Here is a 19,222-nt window from a genome sequence, read left to right as displayed (position 1 = left end):
TTTACGGTTACGGCCCTGCTTCGCAGAACCGCCCGCGGAGTCCCCTTCCACAAGGTACAGTTCGGACAGCGCCGGGTCGCGTTCCTGACAGTCCGCCAGCTTGCCCGGCAGACCCGCTAAGTCCAGCGCGCCTTTACGACGGGTCATTTCACGCGCGCGACGTGCCGCTTCACGGGCACGTGCAGCATCAATAATTTTGCCAACGACGATTTTCGCGTCAGACGGGTTTTCCAGCAGGTATTCGCTCAGCAGTTCGTTCATCTGCTGTTCTACCGCCGATTTCACCTCAGAGGAGACCAGCTTGTCTTTGGTCTGTGAGGAGAACTTCGGATCCGGTACTTTCACGGAAACAACGGCAATCAGGCCTTCACGGGCATCGTCACCAGTGGCGCTGACTTTAGCTTTTTTGCTGTAGCCTTCTTTATCCATGTAGGCGTTCAGGGTACGGGTCATCGCCGCACGGAAGCCTGCCAGGTGAGTACCGCCGTCACGCTGCGGAATGTTGTTGGTGAAGCAGTAGATGTTTTCCTGGAAACCATCGTTCCACTGCAGCGCAACTTCAACGCCAATACCGTCTTTTTCGGTGGAGAAGTAGAAGATATTCGGGTGGATCGGCGTTTTGTTTTTGTTGAGGTATTCAACAAACGCCTTGATGCCGCCTTCGTAGTGGAAATGGTCTTCTTTACCATCGCGCTTGTCGCGCAGACGAATAGAGACGCCGGAGTTCAGGAACGACAGCTCGCGCAGACGCTTAGCCAGAATCTCGTATTCAAACTCAACGACATTGGTAAAGGTTTCGTGGCTTGGCCAGAAACGTACCTGAGTACCCGTCGCTTCTGTTTCGCCGGTTACCGCCAGCGGCGCCTGCGGCACACCGTGCACGTAAGTTTGCTGATGCACTTTACCTTCGCGGCGAATCACCAGCTCCAGTTTCTGTGACAGGGCGTTTACTACGGAAACACCTACGCCGTGCAGACCACCGGAAACTTTATAGGAGTTATCATCGAATTTACCGCCTGCGTGCAGAACGGTCATGATAACTTCCGCCGCCGAAACGCCCTCTTCCGGGTGAATACCGGTTGGGATACCACGGCCATCATCGGTAACGGACACGGAGTTGTCAGCGTGAATCGTTACAACGATATCTTTACAGTGACCCGCGAGCGCTTCGTCGATAGCGTTATCTACCACCTCGAATACCATGTGGTGCAGACCGGTGCCGTCATCCGTGTCGCCGATATACATACCCGGGCGCTTACGCACCGCATCCAGTCCTTTCAGGACTTTGATACTGGAGGAGTCATAAGAATTCGACATCAACGTTTCTCGCTCATTTAAACTTGGGTTAATCCGTTATTTTACCCTTTTCCACGGTGAACATCTTCGAATTTTTGTCCGACATGTCCAGAACGTGTTCAGCGCTGATTGCGCTGACAAAGACCTGAGATTGCGTCGCTTTTAAGCGGCTGGCTAACAGCCCACGACGGGCATCATCAAGTTCAGAGGCAAAATCATCTATCAGGTAGAGACACCGCCGCCCACTTTCGCGGGTGAGGAACTCCCCTTGCGCCAGACGTAAGGCGCACATCAGCAGCTTTAGCTGCCCACGCGACAACGTGTCTTCCACCGGCGCACCGTCAGCGCGAATGCGAAAATCCGCTTTGTGCGGACCGTGTGCGGTGTAGGTCAACATGCGATCGCGTTCAAAACTGCGTTCCAGCACTTCGGCATAATCGGTCTCTTTCTCCCAGCCGCGCTGGAATGAGAAGGAGAGAGAAAATTCGGGTAGAAACTGCTGACAGGTATCCGCCATATCCTGCGCGATACCGGCGCTGTACTCCGCGCGCCAGGTGCTGATTTGTTCCGCCAGCGGGATCAGTTCTTTATCCCACGGACGCAGTTGCTCATAACGACTCACCTGGCGCAGGGCTGCGTTGCGCTGCTTTAGCAGTCGCTTCAGATTGCTCCAGGCGGTGAAAAATCCGGCTTCATTGTGAAAGCATCCCCAGTCAAGGAATGCTCTTCTGTATTTGGGGCCGCCATTGAGTAAAGTAAACCCCTCTGGCGTGATCAGTTGCATCGGCATCAGGTGCGCCAGTTCCGCGACCTTGTGCCCGTCAGTGCCGTCAATGCGCACTTTGCTGTCGCCCAGTTTGTCTTTCGTCAGGCCAATCGATGTCTCACGCTCTTCCCCCTGCAAACGCCCGTGTAAAACAAACGACTCCTGCTCGTGGCGAATTACGCGGCCAATCTGCAAACTGCGAAACGCCCGACCGTGGCCGAGCGTATAGATGGCTTCCAGCACGCTGGTTTTGCCGCTGCCGTTCGCGCCAACCAGGAAGTTAAAGCCAGGGGATAAAGCGAGATCCGCGCTTTCGATATTGCGAAAGTCGCGGATCAACAGACGGGTGAGCGACATTACAGTCTCATTGGCATAACAACATAAGCCGCGCTCTGGCTGGCAGCATCTTCAATCTGTACGCTCGATACGGAATCGGTCAGCAGAATACGAACGTTCTCGCACTTCAGCGCGTTCAGTACGTCCAGTACGTAGCTAACGTTAAAACCGATTTCCAGTTCAGTGCCAGGATAGGAGACATCCAGAATTTCTTCCGCTTCTTCCTGCTCCGGGTTGTTGGCGGTGATTTTCAGCTGGTTTTCACTGACATACAGACGCACGCCGCGGAATTTCTCGTTAGAGAGGATCGCCGCACGAGCAAATGCCTGTTTGAGGATATCGCAACCGGCTTCCAGATGTTTGTCCGGATTCTTCGGCAATACGCGGCGATAATCCGGGAAACGGCCATCAACCAGCTTGGAGGTAAAGATGAAGTCACCCACGTGCGCACGAATGTTGTTGCTGCCAATCTGCACGCGCAGCGGGTTGTCGCCGCCGTCGAGCATACGCATCAGTTCAATTACGCCTTTACGCGGAACGATCACCGAATGGCTGGGTAACTGCTGACCGACAGGCATTGAACAGACCGCCAGGCGGTGACCGTCGGTCGCCACGGTACGCAGCTCTTCCCCTTCGGTTTCAAACAGCATGCCGTTTAAGTAGTAACGCACGTCCTGATGCGCCATCGAAAACTGCGTGGCTTCAATCAGGCGCTTCATCGTGGCCTGCGGCAAAGTGAATTCGACTTCGCTCTGCCAGTCGTCCAGATTCGGGAAGTCGGCGGCAGGCAGCGTAGACAGGGAGAAACGGCTGCGGCCAGACCGCACCAACATGCGATCGCCTTCCAGTTGAACGGCAATTTCCGCGCCTTCCGGCAACCCACGGCAAATATCGAAGAATTTACGCGCCGGAACGGTGGTCGCACCAGGTTCATGAGGCTGGATCAGCGCCACGCGCGCCACCATCTCCATTTCGAGATCGGTACCGGTCAGAGAAAGCGCACCGTCAGCAACCTGCAGCAGCAGATTTCCGAGAATAGGCAGTGTAGGACGTCCACCCAGCGGGCCGCTGACCTGCTGAAGCGGTTTTAATAAATGTTCACGTTCAACGGTAAATTTCATAGCGTCACGAAGATAATGTTCTGATTAAATTGGAGAAATCTTCTTTAATATCATGGCTTTCTTCACGCAACTGCTCAATCTTGCGACAGGCATGAAGCACGGTAGTATGGTCACGCCCACCAAACGCGTCGCCAATTTCCGGCAGACTGTGGTTAGTGAGCTCTTTTGCCAGCGCCATCGCCATCTGGCGCGGACGAGCTACCGAGCGAGATCGACGCTTAGAAAGCAGATCCGCAATTTTGATTTTGTAATACTCCGCCACCGTCTTCTGAATATTGTCGATGGTGACCAGCTTTTCCTGCAAAGCCAGCAGATCGCGCAACGCTTCGCGCACGAAATAGATGGTAATCGCCCGGCCGGTAAAATTAGCGTTGGCGATCACGCGGTTCAGTGCGCCTTCCAGCTCACGTACGTTAGAGCGTAGACGCTTGGCAATAAAGAACGCCACTTCACCCGGCAGACGAATGTCGTTTTCGTCGGCTTTTTTCATCAGGATCGCGACGCGCGTTTCCAGCTCAGGCGGCTCGATCGCAACAGTCAGTCCCCAGCCGAAGCGGGATTTCAGACGATCTTCAACGCCGTTGATCTCTTTCGGATAGCGATCCGAAGTCAGGATGATCTGCTGATTGCCTTCCAGCAGGGCGTTAAAGGTGTGGAAAAACTCTTCCTGCGATCGTTCTTTATTCGCGAAGAATTGGATATCGTCAATCAGCAGCGCATCCACGGAACGGTAGTAGCGTTTAAACTCTTCGATCGCGTTGTTTTGCAGGGCCTTAACCATGTCCTGCACAAAACGTTCGGAGTGCATATACACCACTTTCGCGTTTGGCTTACGCGCCATAATACCGTTACCGACAGCGTGCAGAAGGTGGGTTTTACCCAGACCCGTACCGCCATAAAGGAATAACGGATTGTAGGCGCCGCCAGGATTGTCCGCCACCTGACGTGCCGCCGCGCGCGCCAGTTGGTTAGATTTACCTTCAACGAAGTTATCAAACGTGTGTTTGACGTTGACGTTAGAACGATAGGTAGGTTCTGCCGGTGCCGGGACGTTATCCCAGCCTGAGCGCGCCGACGGAGCGGCACGTTGCGGTTGCACTTGCTGAGCCACGTAGGCGGGCGCAACAACGTTGTTCACCGGCGTTTTCAGCGTTTGCGTGACGGGTTTAGTACCGACTTCAAAGCGCAGCTGTGGGGCATCCGCTCCACAGAAGTTATTGAGTAATCCATTAATATTATTAAGGTATTTATCCCTTACCCAATCAAGCACGAAACGGTTTGGCGCATACAAAGCCAGCGTGTTATCGCTCAGTTCCGCCTGCAACGGGCGTATCCACATACTGAACTCTGTGGCTGGTAACTCATCCTGCAATCGGGCAAGACACTGCTGCCAAAGCGAAAGTGACACGGCGGACTCCACTCGAACAAAAGTCGATAAATGACAAAGGCTGAAACATTCATGATTGTTGACGCACATCGACAAGACCCTATGCAAAGGGTGACGTGCGAATTGCTATCTGCAATTTTTACCCGATCAGGATCCATTGAAACGATCAGGACCGCGGATCATAGCGTAAACTGAGAAAGAGATCTTCTGTTTCTCACAGATTCTTCCCGATTTATCCACAGGATGATCCAGAATCGGCTAAGTGTAAACGATCCTGGAGAAGTGCTGCAGGTTTTAGCGCGCATATTGAAAAAATTAATGAGTAAAGATGCTTTACTGCTTAAACGATCTAATAAAGATCCCGAGCGATCCTTGCGCTTTATCCGCCAGCCCGTATAATTCTTACCCCCAGCGAGTAACGGTCGCCTTACGGCGTCAACGCTGCCTGTTTTATACGCGAAACCATGCGGAAAAAAGCGGGAAATAAGGAAAGAGAATTGACTCCGGAGTGTACAATTATTACAATCCGGCCTCTTTAATCACCCACACTGTGGCGTAAGTCGTTCGAAATTCGTTCGGGTATACGCAAAAGTCAGTGAATTTATTCAAGTTTAGGTAGAAATCGCCATGAAACGCACTTTTCAACCGTCTGTACTGAAGCGCAACCGTTCTCACGGCTTCCGTGCTCGTATGGCTAATAAAAATGGTCGTCAGGTTCTGGCACGTCGTCGTGCTAAAGGCCGTTCTCGTCTGACCGTTTCTAAGTAATAAAAGCTAGCCCCTGAGTGGTTAAGCTCGCATTTCCCAGGGAGTTACGTTTGTTAACTCCCACTCATTTCACATTCGTCTTCCAGCAGCCACAACGGGCTGGCACGCCGCAAATCACCATCCTCGGCCGCCTGAATTCGCTGGGGCATCCCCGTATCGGTCTTACCGTCGCCAAGAAAAACGTTAAACGCGCGCATGAACGCAATCGGATTAAACGTCTGACACGTGAAAGCTTTCGTTTACGTCAGCACGAACTTCCAGCAATGGATTTCGTGGTGGTGGCGAAAAAAGGGGTTGCTGACCTCGATAACCGTGCTCTCTCGGAAGCGTTGGAAAAATTATGGCGTCGCCATTGTCGCCTGGCTCGCGGGTCCTGATAGCCCTTATTCGGGTCTATCAACGCCTGATCAGTCCGCTGCTTGGGCCGCATTGCCGTTTCACTCCAACCTGCTCGAGCTACGGAATTGAGGCATTGCGCAGGTTTGGAGTGATAAAAGGCAGTTGGTTGACGGTGAAACGCGTATTAAAATGCCACCCTTTACACCCTGGTGGTGACGATCCCGTCCCGCCCGGACCATTTGATACCAGAGAACACTAACGATGGATTCGCAACGCAATCTTTTAGTCATCGCTTTGCTGTTCGTGTCTTTCATGATCTGGCAAGCCTGGGAGCAGGATAAAAACCCGCAACCTCAGGCCCAACAGACCACGCAGACAACGACCACCGCAGCGGGTAGCGCCGCAGACCAGGGCGTACCGGCCAGTGGCCAGGGGAAACTGATTACGGTTAAAACTGACGTGCTTGATCTGACCATCAACACCCGTGGTGGTGATGTGGAACAGGCTTCACTGCCAGCTTACCCGAAAGAACTCGGTTCTACCGAACCGTTCCAGTTACTGGAAACCACGCCACAGTTCATCTACCAGGCACAGAGTGGCCTGACAGGTCGTGACGGCCCGGATAACCCGGCTAACGGCCCGCGTCCGCTGTACAACGTCGAAAAAGACGCGTTTGTACTGGCTGACGGTCAGAACGAACTGCAGATCCCGATGACCTATACTGACGCAGCGGGTAACACATTCACTAAAACGTTTGTACTCAAGCGCGGTGAATATGCTGTCAACGTTAACTACAGCGTGCAGAACGCCGGCGAAAAACCGCTGGAAGTCTCCACCTTTGGTCAGCTGAAGCAATCCATCAATCTGCCATCTCATCGCGACACCGGTAGCAGCAACTTTGCGCTGCACACCTTCCGTGGCGCGGCGTACTCCACGCCGGATGAGAAGTATGAGAAATACAAATTCGACACCATTGCTGAAAACGAAAACCTGAACGTCAATGCTAAAGACGGCTGGGTCGCAATGCTGCAACAGTATTTCGCAACGGCATGGGTTCCGCGTAACGACGGCACCAACAACTTCTATACCGCTAATCTGGGTAACGGCATTGCCGCTATCGGCTATAAATCACAGCCGGTACTGGTTCAGCCTGGCCAGACTGGCGCGATGACCAGCACCCTGTGGGTCGGCCCGGAAATTCAGGATAAAATGGCGGCAGTTGCACCGCACCTGGATCTGACCGTGGATTACGGCTGGTTGTGGTTCATCTCTCAGCCGCTGTTCAAACTGCTGAAGTGGATCCATAGCTTCCTGGGTAACTGGGGCTTCTCCATCATCGTTATCACCTTTATCGTTCGTGGCATCATGTACCCGCTGACTAAAGCGCAGTACACCTCCATGGCGAAGATGCGTATGCTGCAGCCGAAGATTCAGGCTATGCGTGAGCGTCTGGGCGATGACAAACAGCGTCAGAGCCAGGAAATGATGGCCCTGTACAAAGCTGAGAAGGTTAACCCGCTGGGCGGCTGCTTCCCGCTGATCATCCAGATGCCAATCTTCCTGGCGTTGTACTACATGCTGATGGGCTCCATTGAACTGCGTCATGCGCCGTTCGCTCTGTGGATCCATGACCTGTCTGCACAGGACCCGTACTACATCCTGCCGATCCTGATGGGCGTAACGATGTTCTTCATTCAGAAGATGTCTCCGACCACCGTGACCGACCCGATGCAGCAGAAGATCATGACCTTTATGCCGGTCATCTTCACCGTGTTCTTCCTGTGGTTCCCGTCAGGTCTGGTGCTGTACTATATCGTCAGCAACCTGGTAACCATTATTCAGCAGCAGCTGATTTACCGTGGTCTGGAGAAACGTGGCCTGCATAGCCGCGAGAAGAAAAACTCCTGATACTAGTCGCAGGGGCGTTGGCTGCATTTGCTTGCCGCCTTCCTGCAACTTGAATTATTTCGAGTATTCACGGTAAAGTTAATGCCAGAGAAGGCGGTCATTAGACCGCCTTTTTTACATTTACAAGAGAGCTATCATGAACCATAACGACACCATCGTCGCTCAGGCCACCCCACCGGGACGTGGTGGCGTGGGTATCCTGCGCATCTCCGGCCTGAAGGCGCGCGAGGTTGCAGAAACCGTACTGGGGAAACTACCAAAACCGCGCTATGCCGACTATCTTCCGTTTAAAGACGCGGATGGCAGCACGCTGGATCAAGGAATTGCCCTGTGGTTCCCCGGCCCAAACTCCTTTACCGGTGAAGATGTTTTAGAGCTTCAGGGCCACGGCGGTCCGGTGATTCTCGATCTGCTGCTTAAACGTATTCTGATCATTCCCGGGCTGCGCATTGCCAGACCGGGTGAATTCTCCGAGCGTGCGTTTCTCAATGATAAGCTTGATCTGGCCCAGGCAGAGGCAATTGCCGACCTGATCGATGCCAGCTCAGAGCAAGCCGCTCGCTCGGCGCTGAACTCGTTGCAGGGCGCATTTTCTGCACGGGTTAATCATCTTGTGGAAGCGCTCACTCACCTGCGCATCTACGTGGAAGCGGCGATCGACTTTCCGGATGAAGAAATCGACTTCCTGTCTGATGGTAAGATTGAAGCGCAGCTCAACAACGTTATCAGCGATCTCGATGCTGTTCGTGCCGAAGCGCGTCAGGGCAGCCTGCTGCGCGAAGGGATGAAGGTGGTCATTGCCGGTCGCCCAAATGCCGGGAAATCAAGCCTACTGAACGCGCTGGCAGGTCGTGAGGCGGCCATTGTGACCGACATTGCGGGTACGACTCGCGACGTACTGCGTGAGCATATTCATATCGACGGTATGCCGCTGCACATCATCGATACTGCCGGTCTGCGCGATGCCAGCGATGAAGTTGAACGCATTGGTATCGAACGCGCGTGGCAGGAAATTGAACAGGCCGACCGCGTTCTGTTTATGGTTGATGGCACCACCACCGACGCCGTGGACCCGGCTGACATCTGGCCAGACTTTATTGCCCGTCTGCCAGCCAAACTGCCGATTACCGTGGTGCGTAACAAAGCGGATATTACCGGTGAGACGCTGGGCCTTAGCGAAGTAAATGGCCACTCACTGGTTCGCCTATCCGCGCGTACCGGTGAAGGCGTTGACGTGCTGCGTAACCATCTCAAACAGAGCATGGGCTTTGAAACCAATATGGAAGGCGGCTTCCTGGCGCGCCGTCGTCACCTGCAGGCGCTGGCAGAAGCGGCGGAGCATCTCGAGCAGGGTAAAGCCCAACTGCTCGGAGCATGGGCCGGAGAATTGCTGGCAGAGGAACTACGTCTGGCGCAGCAGAACCTCAGTGAGATCACCGGGGAATTTACCTCCGACGATCTGCTGGGAAGGATTTTCTCCAGCTTCTGTATTGGCAAGTAACGTTGTGTTGCCCGGTGGTGCGATGCCTACCGGGCCTAAAGTACCCGTAAGTCGGATAAAGCAAAGCGGCTATCCGGCTACAAGTAATTTCCCATATGGAAATCACTGTTGTCCAAATGGCAACTCGTGCAGTTGACTCTCTGCCCGTATGCTTAGCGCCACATTCCTCATGAGGTCGCTATGACACGCTTTCTAATCTGCAGTTTCGCCCTGGTGTTACTTTATCCCGCGGGTATTGATATGTATCTGGTGGGGCTGCCCCGTATTGCTGCCGATTTACAGGCCAGCGAGGCGCAACTGCATATCGCGTTTTCGGTTTATCTGGCGGGAATGGCGACGGCGATGCTGTTTGCCGGGAAAATTGCCGACCAGTCAGGACGCAAACCCGTCGCTATTGTCGGCGCCCTCATCTTTATTTTCGCCTCTGCGCTGTGTTCATTCGCCGAAAGCGGTACGCCGTTTCTCACAGGCCGCTTTATTCAGGGCGTAGGCGCAGGCTGCTGCTATGTGGTGGCTTTCGCCATCCTGCGCGATACGCTCGACGATCGCCGCCGGGCGAAGGTACTGTCGCTGTTGAACGGTATCACCTGCATCGTGCCGGTACTGGCACCGGTGATGGGGCATCTGATTATGCTCAAATACCCGTGGCAGAGCCTGTTCTACACGATGATCGGTATGGGGGTGGCCGTTTGCTTGCTGTCAGTGTTTATCCTGCGAGAATCGCGCCCAGCGACGCTCCCGGCATCTGCAGAGAAGAACCACCTATCTGAATCGCTGGTGAACCGTTTTTTCTTAAGCCGCCTGGCCATCACCACTCTCAGCGTGTCGGTGATCCTGACCTTCGTGAATACTTCGCCGGTGCTGTTGATGGAAGTGATGGGCTTTGACCGTGGAGAGTACGCCACCACGATGGCCATGACCGCAGGCATTAGTATGGCGGTCTCTTTCTCTACGCCATTCGCCCTGAGCGTGTTTAAACCTCGCGTTCTGATGCTGACCTCACAAGTGCTGTTTCTGTCTGCCGGCGTGGTGTTAACCCTTGCCAGTTCGCACATGGTGACGCTGTTTGGGCTGACCTTAATCTGTGCCGGGTTCTCGGTCGGCTTCGGTGTCGCGATGAGCCAGGCGCTGGGACCTTTCTCGCTGCGGGCGGGCGTTGCCAGCTCGGCGTTAGGTATTGCACAGGTTTGCGGTTCCTCGCTGTGGATATGGCTGGCGGCGGTGCTCGGTCTTGATGCGCTGAATATGCTGATCGGGATTCTGATTGGCTGTAGCATAGTGAGTATCATGCTGATTATCACTGTTGCCCCTAACCGGTCCACGCCAACTCATGAAGAAATCCCTCAGCAGTCTCGATCTTAATTTATTGCTCTGCCTGCAGCTGTTGATGCAGGAACGCAGTGTTACCAAAACAGCCAAACGGATGAACGTCACGCCGTCGGCAGTCAGCAAGTCGCTGTCGAAACTGCGGGCCTGGTTTGACGATCCACTGTTTGTAAACACCCCGCTGGGGCTAACGCCCACACCGCTGATGGTCAGCATGGAACAGAATCTGGCAGAGTGGATGCAGATGAGCAACCAGTTGCTGGATAAGCCACACCATGAAGCGCCGCGCGGGCTGAAGTTTGATCTGGTGGCCGAAACGCCGCTGGTGATGATCATGTTTAACGCGCTCTCCCGACAGATCTATCAGCGTTATCCCCAGGCGACGATCAAAATACGCAACTGGGACTATGATTCGCTGGATGCAATTATTCGCGGCGAAGTGGATATCGGCTTTACTGGCCGGGAAAGCCATCCGCGTTCGCGTGAACTGTTGAGTTTGCTGCCGTTGTCGATCGACCATGAAGTGCTGTTTTCCGATCTCCCCTGTGTCTGGCTACGTGAAGATCATCCGGCATTGCAGGAAGAGTGGAATCTGGACACATTTCTGCGCTATCCGCACATCAGCATTAGCTGGGAGCAAAGCGATACCTGGGCGCTGGATGAAGTCCTGCAAGAGATGGGGCGCGCGCGCAATATTGCGTTATGTCTGCCCGGTTTTGAGCAGTCGCTGTTTATGGCCGCCCAGCCGGATCACGCGCTAATAGCCACAGCTCCGGTTTATTGCCAGCGTTATAACCAACTCCACCAGCTTCCGCTCGTGGCGCGTCCTATGCCTTTTGATGCCGCGCAGCTGGAAAAAATGCGCGTACCGTTCACCCTTCTTTGGCACAAACGTAACAGTCATAATCCTAAGATCGTCTGGTTGAAAGACACCATCAAGGCGCTTTATCGCGATATGTCCTGACGTTGCACCGCCACTTTGTTGCTAAATCGACTATTCTGGCAACAGAAATGTAAATATCGCGTAATGTATTCTATTTCAGCTTACTTTTTGGGCAGCAAAGCCTGCCTGGATGCCGCGTAAATGTTACTCTGGTAATTATCACGGACCATTAATCACGGAGCGAAAAATGGCGACACATTTTGCCAGAGGGATTCTTACGGAGGGACACCTGGTTTCAGCTCGCCTCCCTTCTCCATGTCATATCGAAGCAAGAGATCTCCCCGCTCATCGCCGAACACGTTTCCTGGCTTCCCGAAGTTTACTCGCTGAACTGATGTTTATGCTTTACGGCACCAGTACGCTGCCCGAGATTGTTACTCAGGCCAAAGGTAAGCCCATTTTTCGCGATAAGAACCTGCCGGGATTTTCGATTTCTTATGCCGGGAATATCGTTGGCGTTGCGCTAACAACTGAAGGAACGTGCGGGCTGGATATGGAACTGCAGCGAGCTACCCGCAGCTTTCACCATCCGCATTCAACGGAAACATGGCGCTTCTCCAGCAACGAAAATCTGTGGATCAATAACCAAAACGACCCCAACGAAGCACGCGCGCAGCTCATTACGTTGCGCCAGAGCGTACTCAAACTCACCGGCGATGTAAGCAATGATGATCCGCACGAACTCCAGCTTTTACCCGGCGCAGGACGTCTGAAATGTGCCCATGTTGCGCAGGTTGAAGCCATTTGCGATGCGGAAGATGTTCTGGTGTGGTCGGTTGCGGTTACGCCAACCATTGAAAAACTCAAGGTTTGGGAGTTTGATGGTAAACAGGACTGGAAAAGTTTGCCTGATATCCAGACCCGCGCCAATGAGCCTACGGGTCGTCTGATCCGGTTCTCTCAATTATGCGCAGCGAAGAGCCATACGCTTTGATTTAACCTTTATGATGAAACAGGAGTCACCATGTCAGAAACATTGAATGTTGTTACGTTACTGGGAAGTCTACGCAAAGGTTCGTTTAATGGAATGGTTGCCCGTACGCTGCCCAAGATTGCTCCAGCAGGAATGGAAGTCAACGCGTTGCCATCAATTGGTGATATCCCACTGTACGATGCCGACCTCCAGCAGGAAGAAGGTTTTCCGGCAAGCGTAGAAGCGCTGGCAGAGCAAATCAGGAAGGCTGACGGTGTCGTCATCGTGACACCGGAATATAACTATTCCGTGCCTGGCGGACTGAAGAACGCCATCGACTGGCTGTCCCGCCTGCCGGATCAGCCATTATCGGGTAAGCCGGTGCTGATCCAGACCAGCTCCATGGGCGCCATTGGCGGCGCGCGCTGCCAGTACCATCTGCGTCAGATCCTGGTGTTCCTCGACGCCATGGTAATGAATAAGCCGGAATTTATGGGCGGCGTGATTCAGAACAAAGTGGACCCGCAGACAGGTGAAGTGATCGACCAAAGTACGCTGGACCATCTAACCGGCCAGCTGACCGCATTTGGCGACTACATCCAGCGTGTGAAAGCCTAAAAGAAAAAGCCCGCTGGCTGCAATGCCTGGCGGGCCGTATCCGGTTATCAAATTTGCCTGATGGCGCTGCGCTTATCAGGTCTACACGCCTCGCGCAGCACCGTCTCAGCGGCAATTAATGCGCGTCGATAAACACAATCTTCAACACAAACAGCAGTGCGACAACGATGACGCACGGGCTGAGATCGCGGAAACGTCCGGTACCGATTTTCATCACACAGTAGGAAATAAAGCCCAGCGCGATACCTTCGGTAATCGAGAAGCTAAACGGCATCATCACGGCGGTAATAAACGCCGGAACGGCTTCAGTCAGGTCATCCCACTTCACGCGTGAAAGGCTTGATGTCATCAGGACGCCAACGTAAATCAGCGCACCCGCGGCCGCATATCCCGGTACCATTCCCGCCAGCGGCGACAGGAAGATAACCAGCAGGAACAACAGGCCAACAACTACCGCGGTCAGGCCAGTACGTCCACCGACAGAAACCCCGGAAGAAGACTCGATATACGCGGTAACGGAAGAAGTACCGATAAACGCACCAGCAACCGATGACACGCTATCCACATACAGCGCCTGCTTCATGCGCGGAAACTTACCCTTCGCATCCGCCAGACCGGCTTTATCCGTGACGCCAATTAGCGTACCGGAGGAGTCGAACAGGTTGACCAGCATGAACGAGAAAATTACGCCCGCAAGACCAATGTTAAACGAGCCAGCCAGATCAACATGCCCGATAACGGACATTACGCTCGGCGGCGCGGAGACGATCCCGTTGTAATGGACATCGCCCAGCATCCAACCCAGCAGCGTGGTCACAATGATAGAGATCAGTACCGCCGCATGGATGTTACGTGAAGCCAGAATCGCGATGATAAAGAAGCCCAGAATACCGAGCAGTACGCTGTGGGACGTCAGGTTTCCAATAGACACCAGGGTGTCTTGGTTGGCGACGATAACACCAGCGTTTTTCAGCCCCATCATGCCGATGAACAGACCAATACCGCTGGTGATCCCCACGCGCAAGCTAACCGGGATGTTGGCAATCATCCAGTAACGTACGCGGAAAATCGTCAGTAGCAGCAGACCTACCGCGCCCCAGAAGATTGCGCCCATACCGATCTGCCATGACAGGCCCATCGCGCCAACGACCACGAAGGCGAAGAACGCATTCAGACCCATAGCAGGCGCAAGTGCGACCGGCAGGTTGGCAAACAGGCCCATCAGGATGCTACCAAATGCAGCAATCAGGCAGGTGGTCACAAAGACGGCGCTGGTATCCATGCCAGCCACGCCAAGAATTTGCGGGTTAACAAAAACGATATACACCATCGTCAGGAAGGTGGTTAAACCGGCGATCACTTCGGTCCGTGCCGTCGTGCCATGTTCGCGCAGTTTGAACACGCGTTCCAGCATCCCCTGGCCAGAAGCCTGGGTTGTGTGTTGTTGACTCATTATCAATTTCCGAACAAGGAGGGAAAATTCGTCGCTATCCTATACCAAAATGCGACAATAGGGTTGGGTTATGAGCAACTTTTTTCATTGATTTTGCTTATACGGCAACGATTGCGTCGCCCAATAATGCATTACGAAAACGTTAAACTTGTTAAAACGGAAATGACATGTCCCAGATAGAAGCCGTATTTTTTGACTGTGACGGTACCCTTGTCGACAGTGAAGTGATTTGTTCTCGCGCGTATGTCAGCATGTTCCAGGCGTTCGGCATTACGCTCGATCTTGAAGAAACTTTTAAACGCTTCAAGGGGGTAAAGCTGTACGAGATCATCGACATTATCAACGAAGAGCACGGTGTCGAACTGGCAAAAGCCGAATTAGAACCGGTTTACCGCGCAGAGGTCGCACGTCTGTTCGATACGGAACTGGAGGTGATTGCCGGAGCCAATGCGCTGCTGGACAGCATGACCGTCCCTATGTGCGTGGTATCTAACGGTCCGGTCAGCAAAATGCAGCACTCGCTGGGTAAGCTGGGTATGTTGCACCATTTCCCTGATTTACTGTTCAGCGGCTACGATATTCAACGCTGGAAACCCGATCCGGCCCTGATGTTCCATGCGGCGAAAGCGATGGACGTTAACGTTGAGAACTGCATTCTGGTTGATGACTCCAGCGCAGGTGCCCAGGCGGGGATTGCTGCAGGGATGGAAGTATTTTACTTCTGCGCCGATCCGCATAACAAACCAATCGATCATCCAAAAGTGACGACGTTTACCGATCTGGCGCAGTTGCCAGCGTTATGGAAGGCGCGGGGTTGGAATATTACGCGATAACTGAAAGGCCGGATGGCGCTAACGCTGATCCGGCCTGCATGTCTCGTAGAGCGGGTAAGCGTTAGCGCCACCCGCCACAAACATCACTCTTTCGGATCTTTGCCCGCCAGCAGCTTATCCAGCTCATCACCGCCCACGTGACGGAAGTCTTGTCCCTTCACGAAGTAGAAGATGTATTCGCAGATATTCTGGCAACGGTCACCGATACGCTCGATGGAGCGCGCGCAGAACAGCGCGGTCAGCACGCTTGGAATGGTACGCGGATCTTCCATCATGTAGGTCATCAGCTGACGCACGATACCTTCATACTCCTGGTCGACTTTCTTATCTTCGCGATAAATACGTACCGCTTCGTCAAGATCCATACGCGCAAACGCATCCAGCACGTCATGCAGCATTTGTACGGTGTGGCGACCCAGTGATTCCAGGCTTACCAGCAGCGGCTGATGCTGTTGAGAAAATTTCTCCAGCGCGGTGCGGCAAATTTTATCCGCAACGTCGCCAATACGTTCCAGCTCAGCGATCGTTTTGATAATCGCCATCACCAGACGCAAGTCACTGGCGGTCGGCTGACGCTTGGCAATGATACGCACGCAGGCCTCGTCGATCGCCACTTCCATCATATTGACGTTCTTATCGCCCTCAATGACGCGCTTCGCCAGCTCACTGTCCTGATTGTGCATGGCGGTAATCGCATCAGAAAGCTGCTGCTCGACCATGCCGCCCATGGTCATCACCTGGGTACGAATGCTTTCCAGCTCTGCATTGAACTGGCCGGAAATATGTTTATTAAGGTTAAGATTATCCACAACAAGCTCCTGAATCAGCCGTAACGACCGGTGATGTAGTCTTCAGTTTGTTTCTTCGCGGGCTTGGTGAACAGATCGTCCGTGTTACTGAACTCAATCAACTCGCCCAGGTACATAAATGCCGTGTGATCGGAACAACGCGCAGCCTGCTGCATGTTGTGGGTAACGATAACGACGGTGTAATCCTCTTTCAGCTCAGTGATCAGCTCTTCGATACGCCCGGTAGAAATAGGGTCGAGCGCTGAACACGGCTCATCAAGCAGAAGCACTTCCGGGCGAATGGCGATCCCACGCGCAATACACAGACGCTGCTGCTGACCACCGGAGAGAGAGTACCCGCTCTGGTGTAATTTATCTTTGGTTTCGTTCCACAGCGCGGCCTTGGTCAATGCCCACTGCACACGCTCGTCCATATCCGCACGAGAGAGTTTCTCAAACAGACGCACGCCAAAAGCGATGTTGTCGTAGATGGACATCGGGAACGGCGTCGGCTTCTGGAATACCATGCCCACTTTGGCACGCAGCAGAGCGATATCCTGAGTGTTGGTGAGAATATTGTCGCCATCCAGCAGGATTTCGCCTTCCGCACGCTGTTCCGGGTACAGTTCAAACATTTTATTGAACGTACGCAGCAACGTCGATTTACCACAGCCTGACGGCCCGATAAACGCCGTTACCTGGTTTTTGGCAATATCCAGGTTGATGTTCTTCAGGGCATGGAACTTGCCATAGTAGAAGTTCAAATCACGAACCTGAATCTTACCCGGGGCAGTATCAACCATACTCATTTCAATCTTTTCCTCATCATGCCTGATGGCGCGCAGCTTTCAGGCCTACAAATGTCTTCAATCGTAGGCCGGATAAGGCGTTTACGCCGCCATCCGGCACTTCGTCTTAACCGTGTTTCTTCTTCGCGAAAATGACGCGCGCCAGAATGTTCAGCAGCAGTACGCACAGGGTAATAATCAGTACCCCGGCCCAGGCCAGTTGCTGCCACTCAGCAAACGGGCTCATTGCAAACTTAAAGATAGTGACCGGCAGGTTGGCGATAGGCTGCATCATGTCGGTGCTCCAGAACTGATTGGAGAGCGACGTAAACAGCAGCGGAGCCGTTTCACCTGCGATACGTGCAATAGCCAGTAAAACGCCTGTAATGATGCCTGAGACAGACGCCTTCAGGGTGATTGCAGAAATCATCTTCCATTTCGGCGTACCCAGCGCATAGGCGGCTTCACGCAGGCTATCCGGTACCAGTTTGAGCATGTTCTCCGTGGTACGAATAACAATGGGCACCTGCAGCAGCGCCAGCGCGATAACGCCCGCCCAGCCGGAGAAGTGCTCCATTTTTGCTACCACGATGGTGTAAACGAACAGACCGACCACGATTGATGGCGCAGAAAGCAGGATGTCGTTGATAAAGCGGATCACCTCAGCCAGCCAGGACTTACGTCCGTACTCTGCCAGGTAGATGCCCGCCATAATACCAAGCGGTGTACCAAACACGGTCGCCCACAGAATTAACAGTCCGCTACCGGCCAGGGCATTCGCCAGACCACCACCAGCCGTATTCGGCGGAGGTGTCATTTCGGTGAACAGCGCCAGTGACATACCGTCAATACCGCGGGTGATCGTGGACATCAGGATCCAGATAAGCCAGAACAGACCGAATGCCATGGTCGCCATAGAGAGCGTCAGCGCGATGCGGTTCTTCAGACGACGACGCGCCTGCATTTTACGGCGGGATTCCGCAAGCGCAGCGGTGTTTTGCATTTCAAGCGTAGCCATTAGCGTGCCCCCTCGTTCTTCGCAAGGCGCATGATCATGAACTTAGACGCCGCCAGCACGATGAAGGTAATCACAAACAGAATCAGGCCCAGTTCCATCAACGCGGCAACGTGCAGTCCTGATTCCGCTTCGGCAAATTCATTCGCCAGCGCAGAAGTAATACTGTTGCCCGGCATGTACAGCGAGGCACTATCGAGCTGGTAAGTGTTACCGATGATGAACGTCACCGCCATGGTTTCACCCAGCGCGCGGCCCAGACCGAGCATCACGCCGCCGATCACACCGTTTTTGGTGAACGGCAGGACGATGCGCCAGATAACTTCCCAGGTAGTACAACCGATGCCGTAGGCTGACTCTTTCATCAGCACCGGCGTTTGTTCGAACACATCGCGCATAACCGCCGCAATGTACGGGATGATCATGATGGCGAGGATCACGCCAGCGGCCAGAATACCAATACCAAATGCCGGACCCGCAAACAGCGCGCCAACAAACGGAATGTTGGAAAGGATGTTCCCGACCGGCTCCTGGAAGTAAGTCGCAAACAGCGGGGCAAAGATAAACAGGCCCCACATGCCGTACACGATACTCGGAATTGCCGCCAGCAATTCAATAGCGATACCCAGCGGGCGACGCAGCCAGCCAGGGGCAAGTTCAGTCAGGAATAAGGCAATGCCAAAACTCACCGGAACGGCGATCAGCAGTGCGATAAGCGAGGTGACCAGCGTACCGTAAATCGGGACCAATGCACCGTAGATATCGTTTGGCGCATCCCATTCTTTAGTCCACAGAAAGGAGAAGCCAAATTTCTGAATGCTTGGCCAGGAGGAGATAACCAGAGAGACAATAATGCCACCCAACATCAATAGCACAATCAGCGCAGCCAGTTTTACCAGCGCGCTGAATATCATGTCACCTTTTTTACCCGGTGGGTTCAAAGCAGGCTTGGTTGCAGCCATAAATCACTCTTTAAGTTTGGGCCAGGAAGCACGCATTTTATCGTGCTTCCCGGCTAACGTAATGCCATACCCTAAATAATTCGAGTTGCAGCAAGGCGGCAAGCTTGTGAATACCCAGGAGCATAGATTCACTATGTGACTGGGGTGAACAAGCACAGCCA

Annotated in this window: 19 protein-coding genes; 10 read left to right on the top strand and 9 right to left on the bottom strand. The window is 53.6% G+C overall.

The annotated features are described in order from the left end of the window. The 4 genes from FDW87_RS21325 to dnaA all read right to left on the bottom strand — a co-directional run. The coding region (locus tag FDW87_RS21325) for a DNA gyrase subunit B (RefSeq protein ID WP_252362914.1) at nt 1-1,317 on the bottom strand (1,317 nt) is incomplete at its 3' end. A 28-nt stretch (nt 1,318-1,345) separates the two neighbouring features. After that, the gene (gene recF / locus FDW87_RS00820) at nt 1,346-2,419 is read right to left on the bottom strand and encodes a DNA replication/repair protein RecF (RefSeq protein ID WP_016155067.1); all 1,074 of its coding nucleotides are present in this window, start codon (nt 2,417-2,419) and stop codon (nt 1,346-1,348) included. Next, nucleotides 2,419-3,519 carry a DNA polymerase III subunit beta gene (gene dnaN / locus FDW87_RS00815; protein ID WP_016155068.1) on the bottom strand — a complete coding sequence of 367 codons (1,101 nt, stop codon included), beginning with the start codon at nt 3,517-3,519 and terminating at the stop codon, nt 2,419-2,421. The genes recF and dnaN overlap by 1 nt, the downstream gene beginning before the upstream one ends. 4 nt (nt 3,520-3,523) lie before the next feature. Further along, nucleotides 3,524-4,927 (bottom strand): chromosomal replication initiator protein DnaA, encoded by a 1,404-nt coding sequence (gene dnaA / locus FDW87_RS00810; protein WP_137379359.1) that lies wholly within the window; start codon nt 4,925-4,927, stop codon nt 3,524-3,526. Between the two features lie 606 nt (nt 4,928-5,533). Between dnaA and rpmH the strand changes: the two genes are divergently transcribed. The 9 genes from rpmH (at nt 5,534) to FDW87_RS00765 (ending at nt 13,222) form a co-directional block, all read left to right on the top strand. Next, nucleotides 5,534-5,674: a 50S ribosomal protein L34 gene (gene rpmH / locus FDW87_RS00805; protein ID WP_003023858.1), complete on the top strand. Its 141-nt coding sequence runs from the start codon at nt 5,534-5,536 to the stop codon at nt 5,672-5,674. Nucleotides 5,675-5,691: 17 nt separating this feature from the next. Beyond that, on the top strand, nt 5,692-6,051 hold the full coding sequence (gene rnpA, locus FDW87_RS00800) for a ribonuclease P protein component (RefSeq protein WP_003844432.1): 360 nt from the start codon (nt 5,692-5,694) through the stop codon (nt 6,049-6,051). Then, a complete protein-coding gene (yidD, locus tag FDW87_RS00795) occupies nt 6,015-6,272 on the top strand; it encodes a membrane protein insertion efficiency factor YidD (protein WP_003023846.1) in 258 nt (85 codons plus the stop codon). The genes rnpA and yidD overlap by 37 nt, the downstream gene beginning before the upstream one ends. Before the next feature lie 2 nt (nt 6,273-6,274). Continuing rightward, a complete protein-coding gene (gene yidC, locus FDW87_RS00790) occupies nt 6,275-7,921 on the top strand; it encodes a membrane protein insertase YidC (RefSeq protein WP_003023844.1) in 1,647 nt (548 codons plus the stop codon). A 136-nt stretch (nt 7,922-8,057) separates the two neighbouring features. After that, complete coding sequence (gene mnmE / locus FDW87_RS00785) at nt 8,058-9,422, top strand: tRNA uridine-5-carboxymethylaminomethyl(34) synthesis GTPase MnmE (protein ID WP_016157817.1); 1,365 nt, start codon at nt 8,058-8,060, stop codon at nt 9,420-9,422. A gap of 180 nt (nt 9,423-9,602) precedes the next feature. After that, complete coding sequence (locus FDW87_RS00780) at nt 9,603-10,784, top strand: MFS transporter (RefSeq protein WP_049271660.1); 1,182 nt, start codon at nt 9,603-9,605, stop codon at nt 10,782-10,784. Beyond that, nucleotides 10,753-11,712: an HTH-type transcriptional regulator YidZ gene (gene yidZ / locus FDW87_RS00775; protein WP_016155073.1), complete on the top strand. Its 960-nt coding sequence runs from the start codon at nt 10,753-10,755 to the stop codon at nt 11,710-11,712. Before FDW87_RS00780 ends, yidZ begins: the two co-directional genes overlap by 32 nt. A gap of 166 nt (nt 11,713-11,878) precedes the next feature. Then, nucleotides 11,879-12,625 (top strand): 4'-phosphopantetheinyl transferase superfamily protein, encoded by a 747-nt coding sequence (locus FDW87_RS00770; RefSeq protein ID WP_016155074.1) that lies wholly within the window; start codon nt 11,879-11,881, stop codon nt 12,623-12,625. A gap of 30 nt (nt 12,626-12,655) precedes the next feature. Continuing rightward, nucleotides 12,656-13,222 (top strand): NADPH-dependent FMN reductase, encoded by a 567-nt coding sequence (locus FDW87_RS00765; protein ID WP_003827046.1) that lies wholly within the window; start codon nt 12,656-12,658, stop codon nt 13,220-13,222. A gap of 115 nt (nt 13,223-13,337) precedes the next feature. Here FDW87_RS00765 and adeP read toward each other — a convergent pair whose 3' ends face one another. Beyond that, nucleotides 13,338-14,675, bottom strand: a complete 1,338-nt coding sequence (gene adeP, locus FDW87_RS00760) for an adenine permease AdeP (protein ID WP_016155075.1) — start codon at nt 14,673-14,675, stop codon at nt 13,338-13,340. 167 nt (nt 14,676-14,842) lie between these two features. On the opposite strand from adeP, the gene yieH reads away from it, so the two are divergent. Then, complete coding sequence (gene yieH / locus FDW87_RS00755; protein WP_047358455.1) at nt 14,843-15,508, top strand: 6-phosphogluconate phosphatase; 666 nt, start codon at nt 14,843-14,845, stop codon at nt 15,506-15,508. 83 nt (nt 15,509-15,591) lie between these two features. Here the strand turns inward: yieH and phoU are convergent, their stop codons facing one another. The 4 genes from phoU to pstC form a co-directional block, all read right to left on the bottom strand. Further along, nucleotides 15,592-16,317, bottom strand: a complete 726-nt coding sequence (phoU, locus tag FDW87_RS00750) for a phosphate signaling complex protein PhoU (protein ID WP_003023824.1) — start codon at nt 16,315-16,317, stop codon at nt 15,592-15,594. Nucleotides 16,318-16,331: 14 nt separating this feature from the next. Beyond that, a complete protein-coding gene (gene pstB, locus FDW87_RS00745; RefSeq protein ID WP_003023821.1) occupies nt 16,332-17,105 on the bottom strand; it encodes a phosphate ABC transporter ATP-binding protein PstB in 774 nt (257 codons plus the stop codon). A gap of 106 nt (nt 17,106-17,211) precedes the next feature. Beyond that, nucleotides 17,212-18,102 carry a phosphate ABC transporter permease PstA gene (gene pstA, locus FDW87_RS00740; RefSeq protein ID WP_016155077.1) on the bottom strand — a complete coding sequence of 297 codons (891 nt, stop codon included), beginning with the start codon at nt 18,100-18,102 and terminating at the stop codon, nt 17,212-17,214. Then, a complete protein-coding gene (pstC, locus tag FDW87_RS00735) occupies nt 18,102-19,061 on the bottom strand; it encodes a phosphate ABC transporter permease PstC (RefSeq protein ID WP_016155078.1) in 960 nt (319 codons plus the stop codon). The genes pstA and pstC overlap by 1 nt, the downstream gene beginning before the upstream one ends. Nucleotides 19,062-19,222: the final 161 nt, after the last annotated feature.

This window comes from Citrobacter sp. wls826, assembly GCF_005281245.1.
Classification (GTDB): domain Bacteria; phylum Pseudomonadota; class Gammaproteobacteria; order Enterobacterales; family Enterobacteriaceae; genus Citrobacter; species Citrobacter braakii.
Note: the sequence above shows the minus strand (reverse complement) of the source record. Positions and strands in the feature narration are given on the sequence as shown.

Coding starts and splice junctions, on each gene's coding strand:
- recF (WP_016155067.1), bottom strand. CDS start 2,419: ATGTCGCTCACCCGTCTGTTGATCCGCGACTTTCGCAATATCGAAAGC.
- dnaN (WP_016155068.1), bottom strand. CDS start 3,519: ATGAAATTTACCGTTGAACGTGAACATTTATTAAAACCGCTTCAGCAG.
- rpmH (WP_003023858.1), top strand. CDS start 5,534: ATGAAACGCACTTTTCAACCGTCTGTACTGAAGCGCAACCGTTCTCAC.
- yidD (WP_003023846.1), top strand. CDS start 6,015: ATGGCGTCGCCATTGTCGCCTGGCTCGCGGGTCCTGATAGCCCTTATT.
- yidC (WP_003023844.1), top strand. CDS start 6,275: ATGGATTCGCAACGCAATCTTTTAGTCATCGCTTTGCTGTTCGTGTCT.
- mnmE (WP_016157817.1), top strand. CDS start 8,058: ATGAACCATAACGACACCATCGTCGCTCAGGCCACCCCACCGGGACGT.
- FDW87_RS00780 (WP_049271660.1), top strand. CDS start 9,603: ATGACACGCTTTCTAATCTGCAGTTTCGCCCTGGTGTTACTTTATCCC.
- yidZ (WP_016155073.1), top strand. CDS start 10,753: ATGAAGAAATCCCTCAGCAGTCTCGATCTTAATTTATTGCTCTGCCTG.
- FDW87_RS00770 (WP_016155074.1), top strand. CDS start 11,879: ATGGCGACACATTTTGCCAGAGGGATTCTTACGGAGGGACACCTGGTT.
- FDW87_RS00765 (WP_003827046.1), top strand. CDS start 12,656: ATGTCAGAAACATTGAATGTTGTTACGTTACTGGGAAGTCTACGCAAA.
- adeP (WP_016155075.1), bottom strand. CDS start 14,675: ATGAGTCAACAACACACAACCCAGGCTTCTGGCCAGGGGATGCTGGAA.
- yieH (WP_047358455.1), top strand. CDS start 14,843: ATGTCCCAGATAGAAGCCGTATTTTTTGACTGTGACGGTACCCTTGTC.
- pstB (WP_003023821.1), bottom strand. CDS start 17,105: ATGAGTATGGTTGATACTGCCCCGGGTAAGATTCAGGTTCGTGATTTG.
- pstA (WP_016155077.1), bottom strand. CDS start 18,102: ATGGCTACGCTTGAAATGCAAAACACCGCTGCGCTTGCGGAATCCCGC.
- pstC (WP_016155078.1), bottom strand. CDS start 19,061: ATGGCTGCAACCAAGCCTGCTTTGAACCCACCGGGTAAAAAAGGTGAC.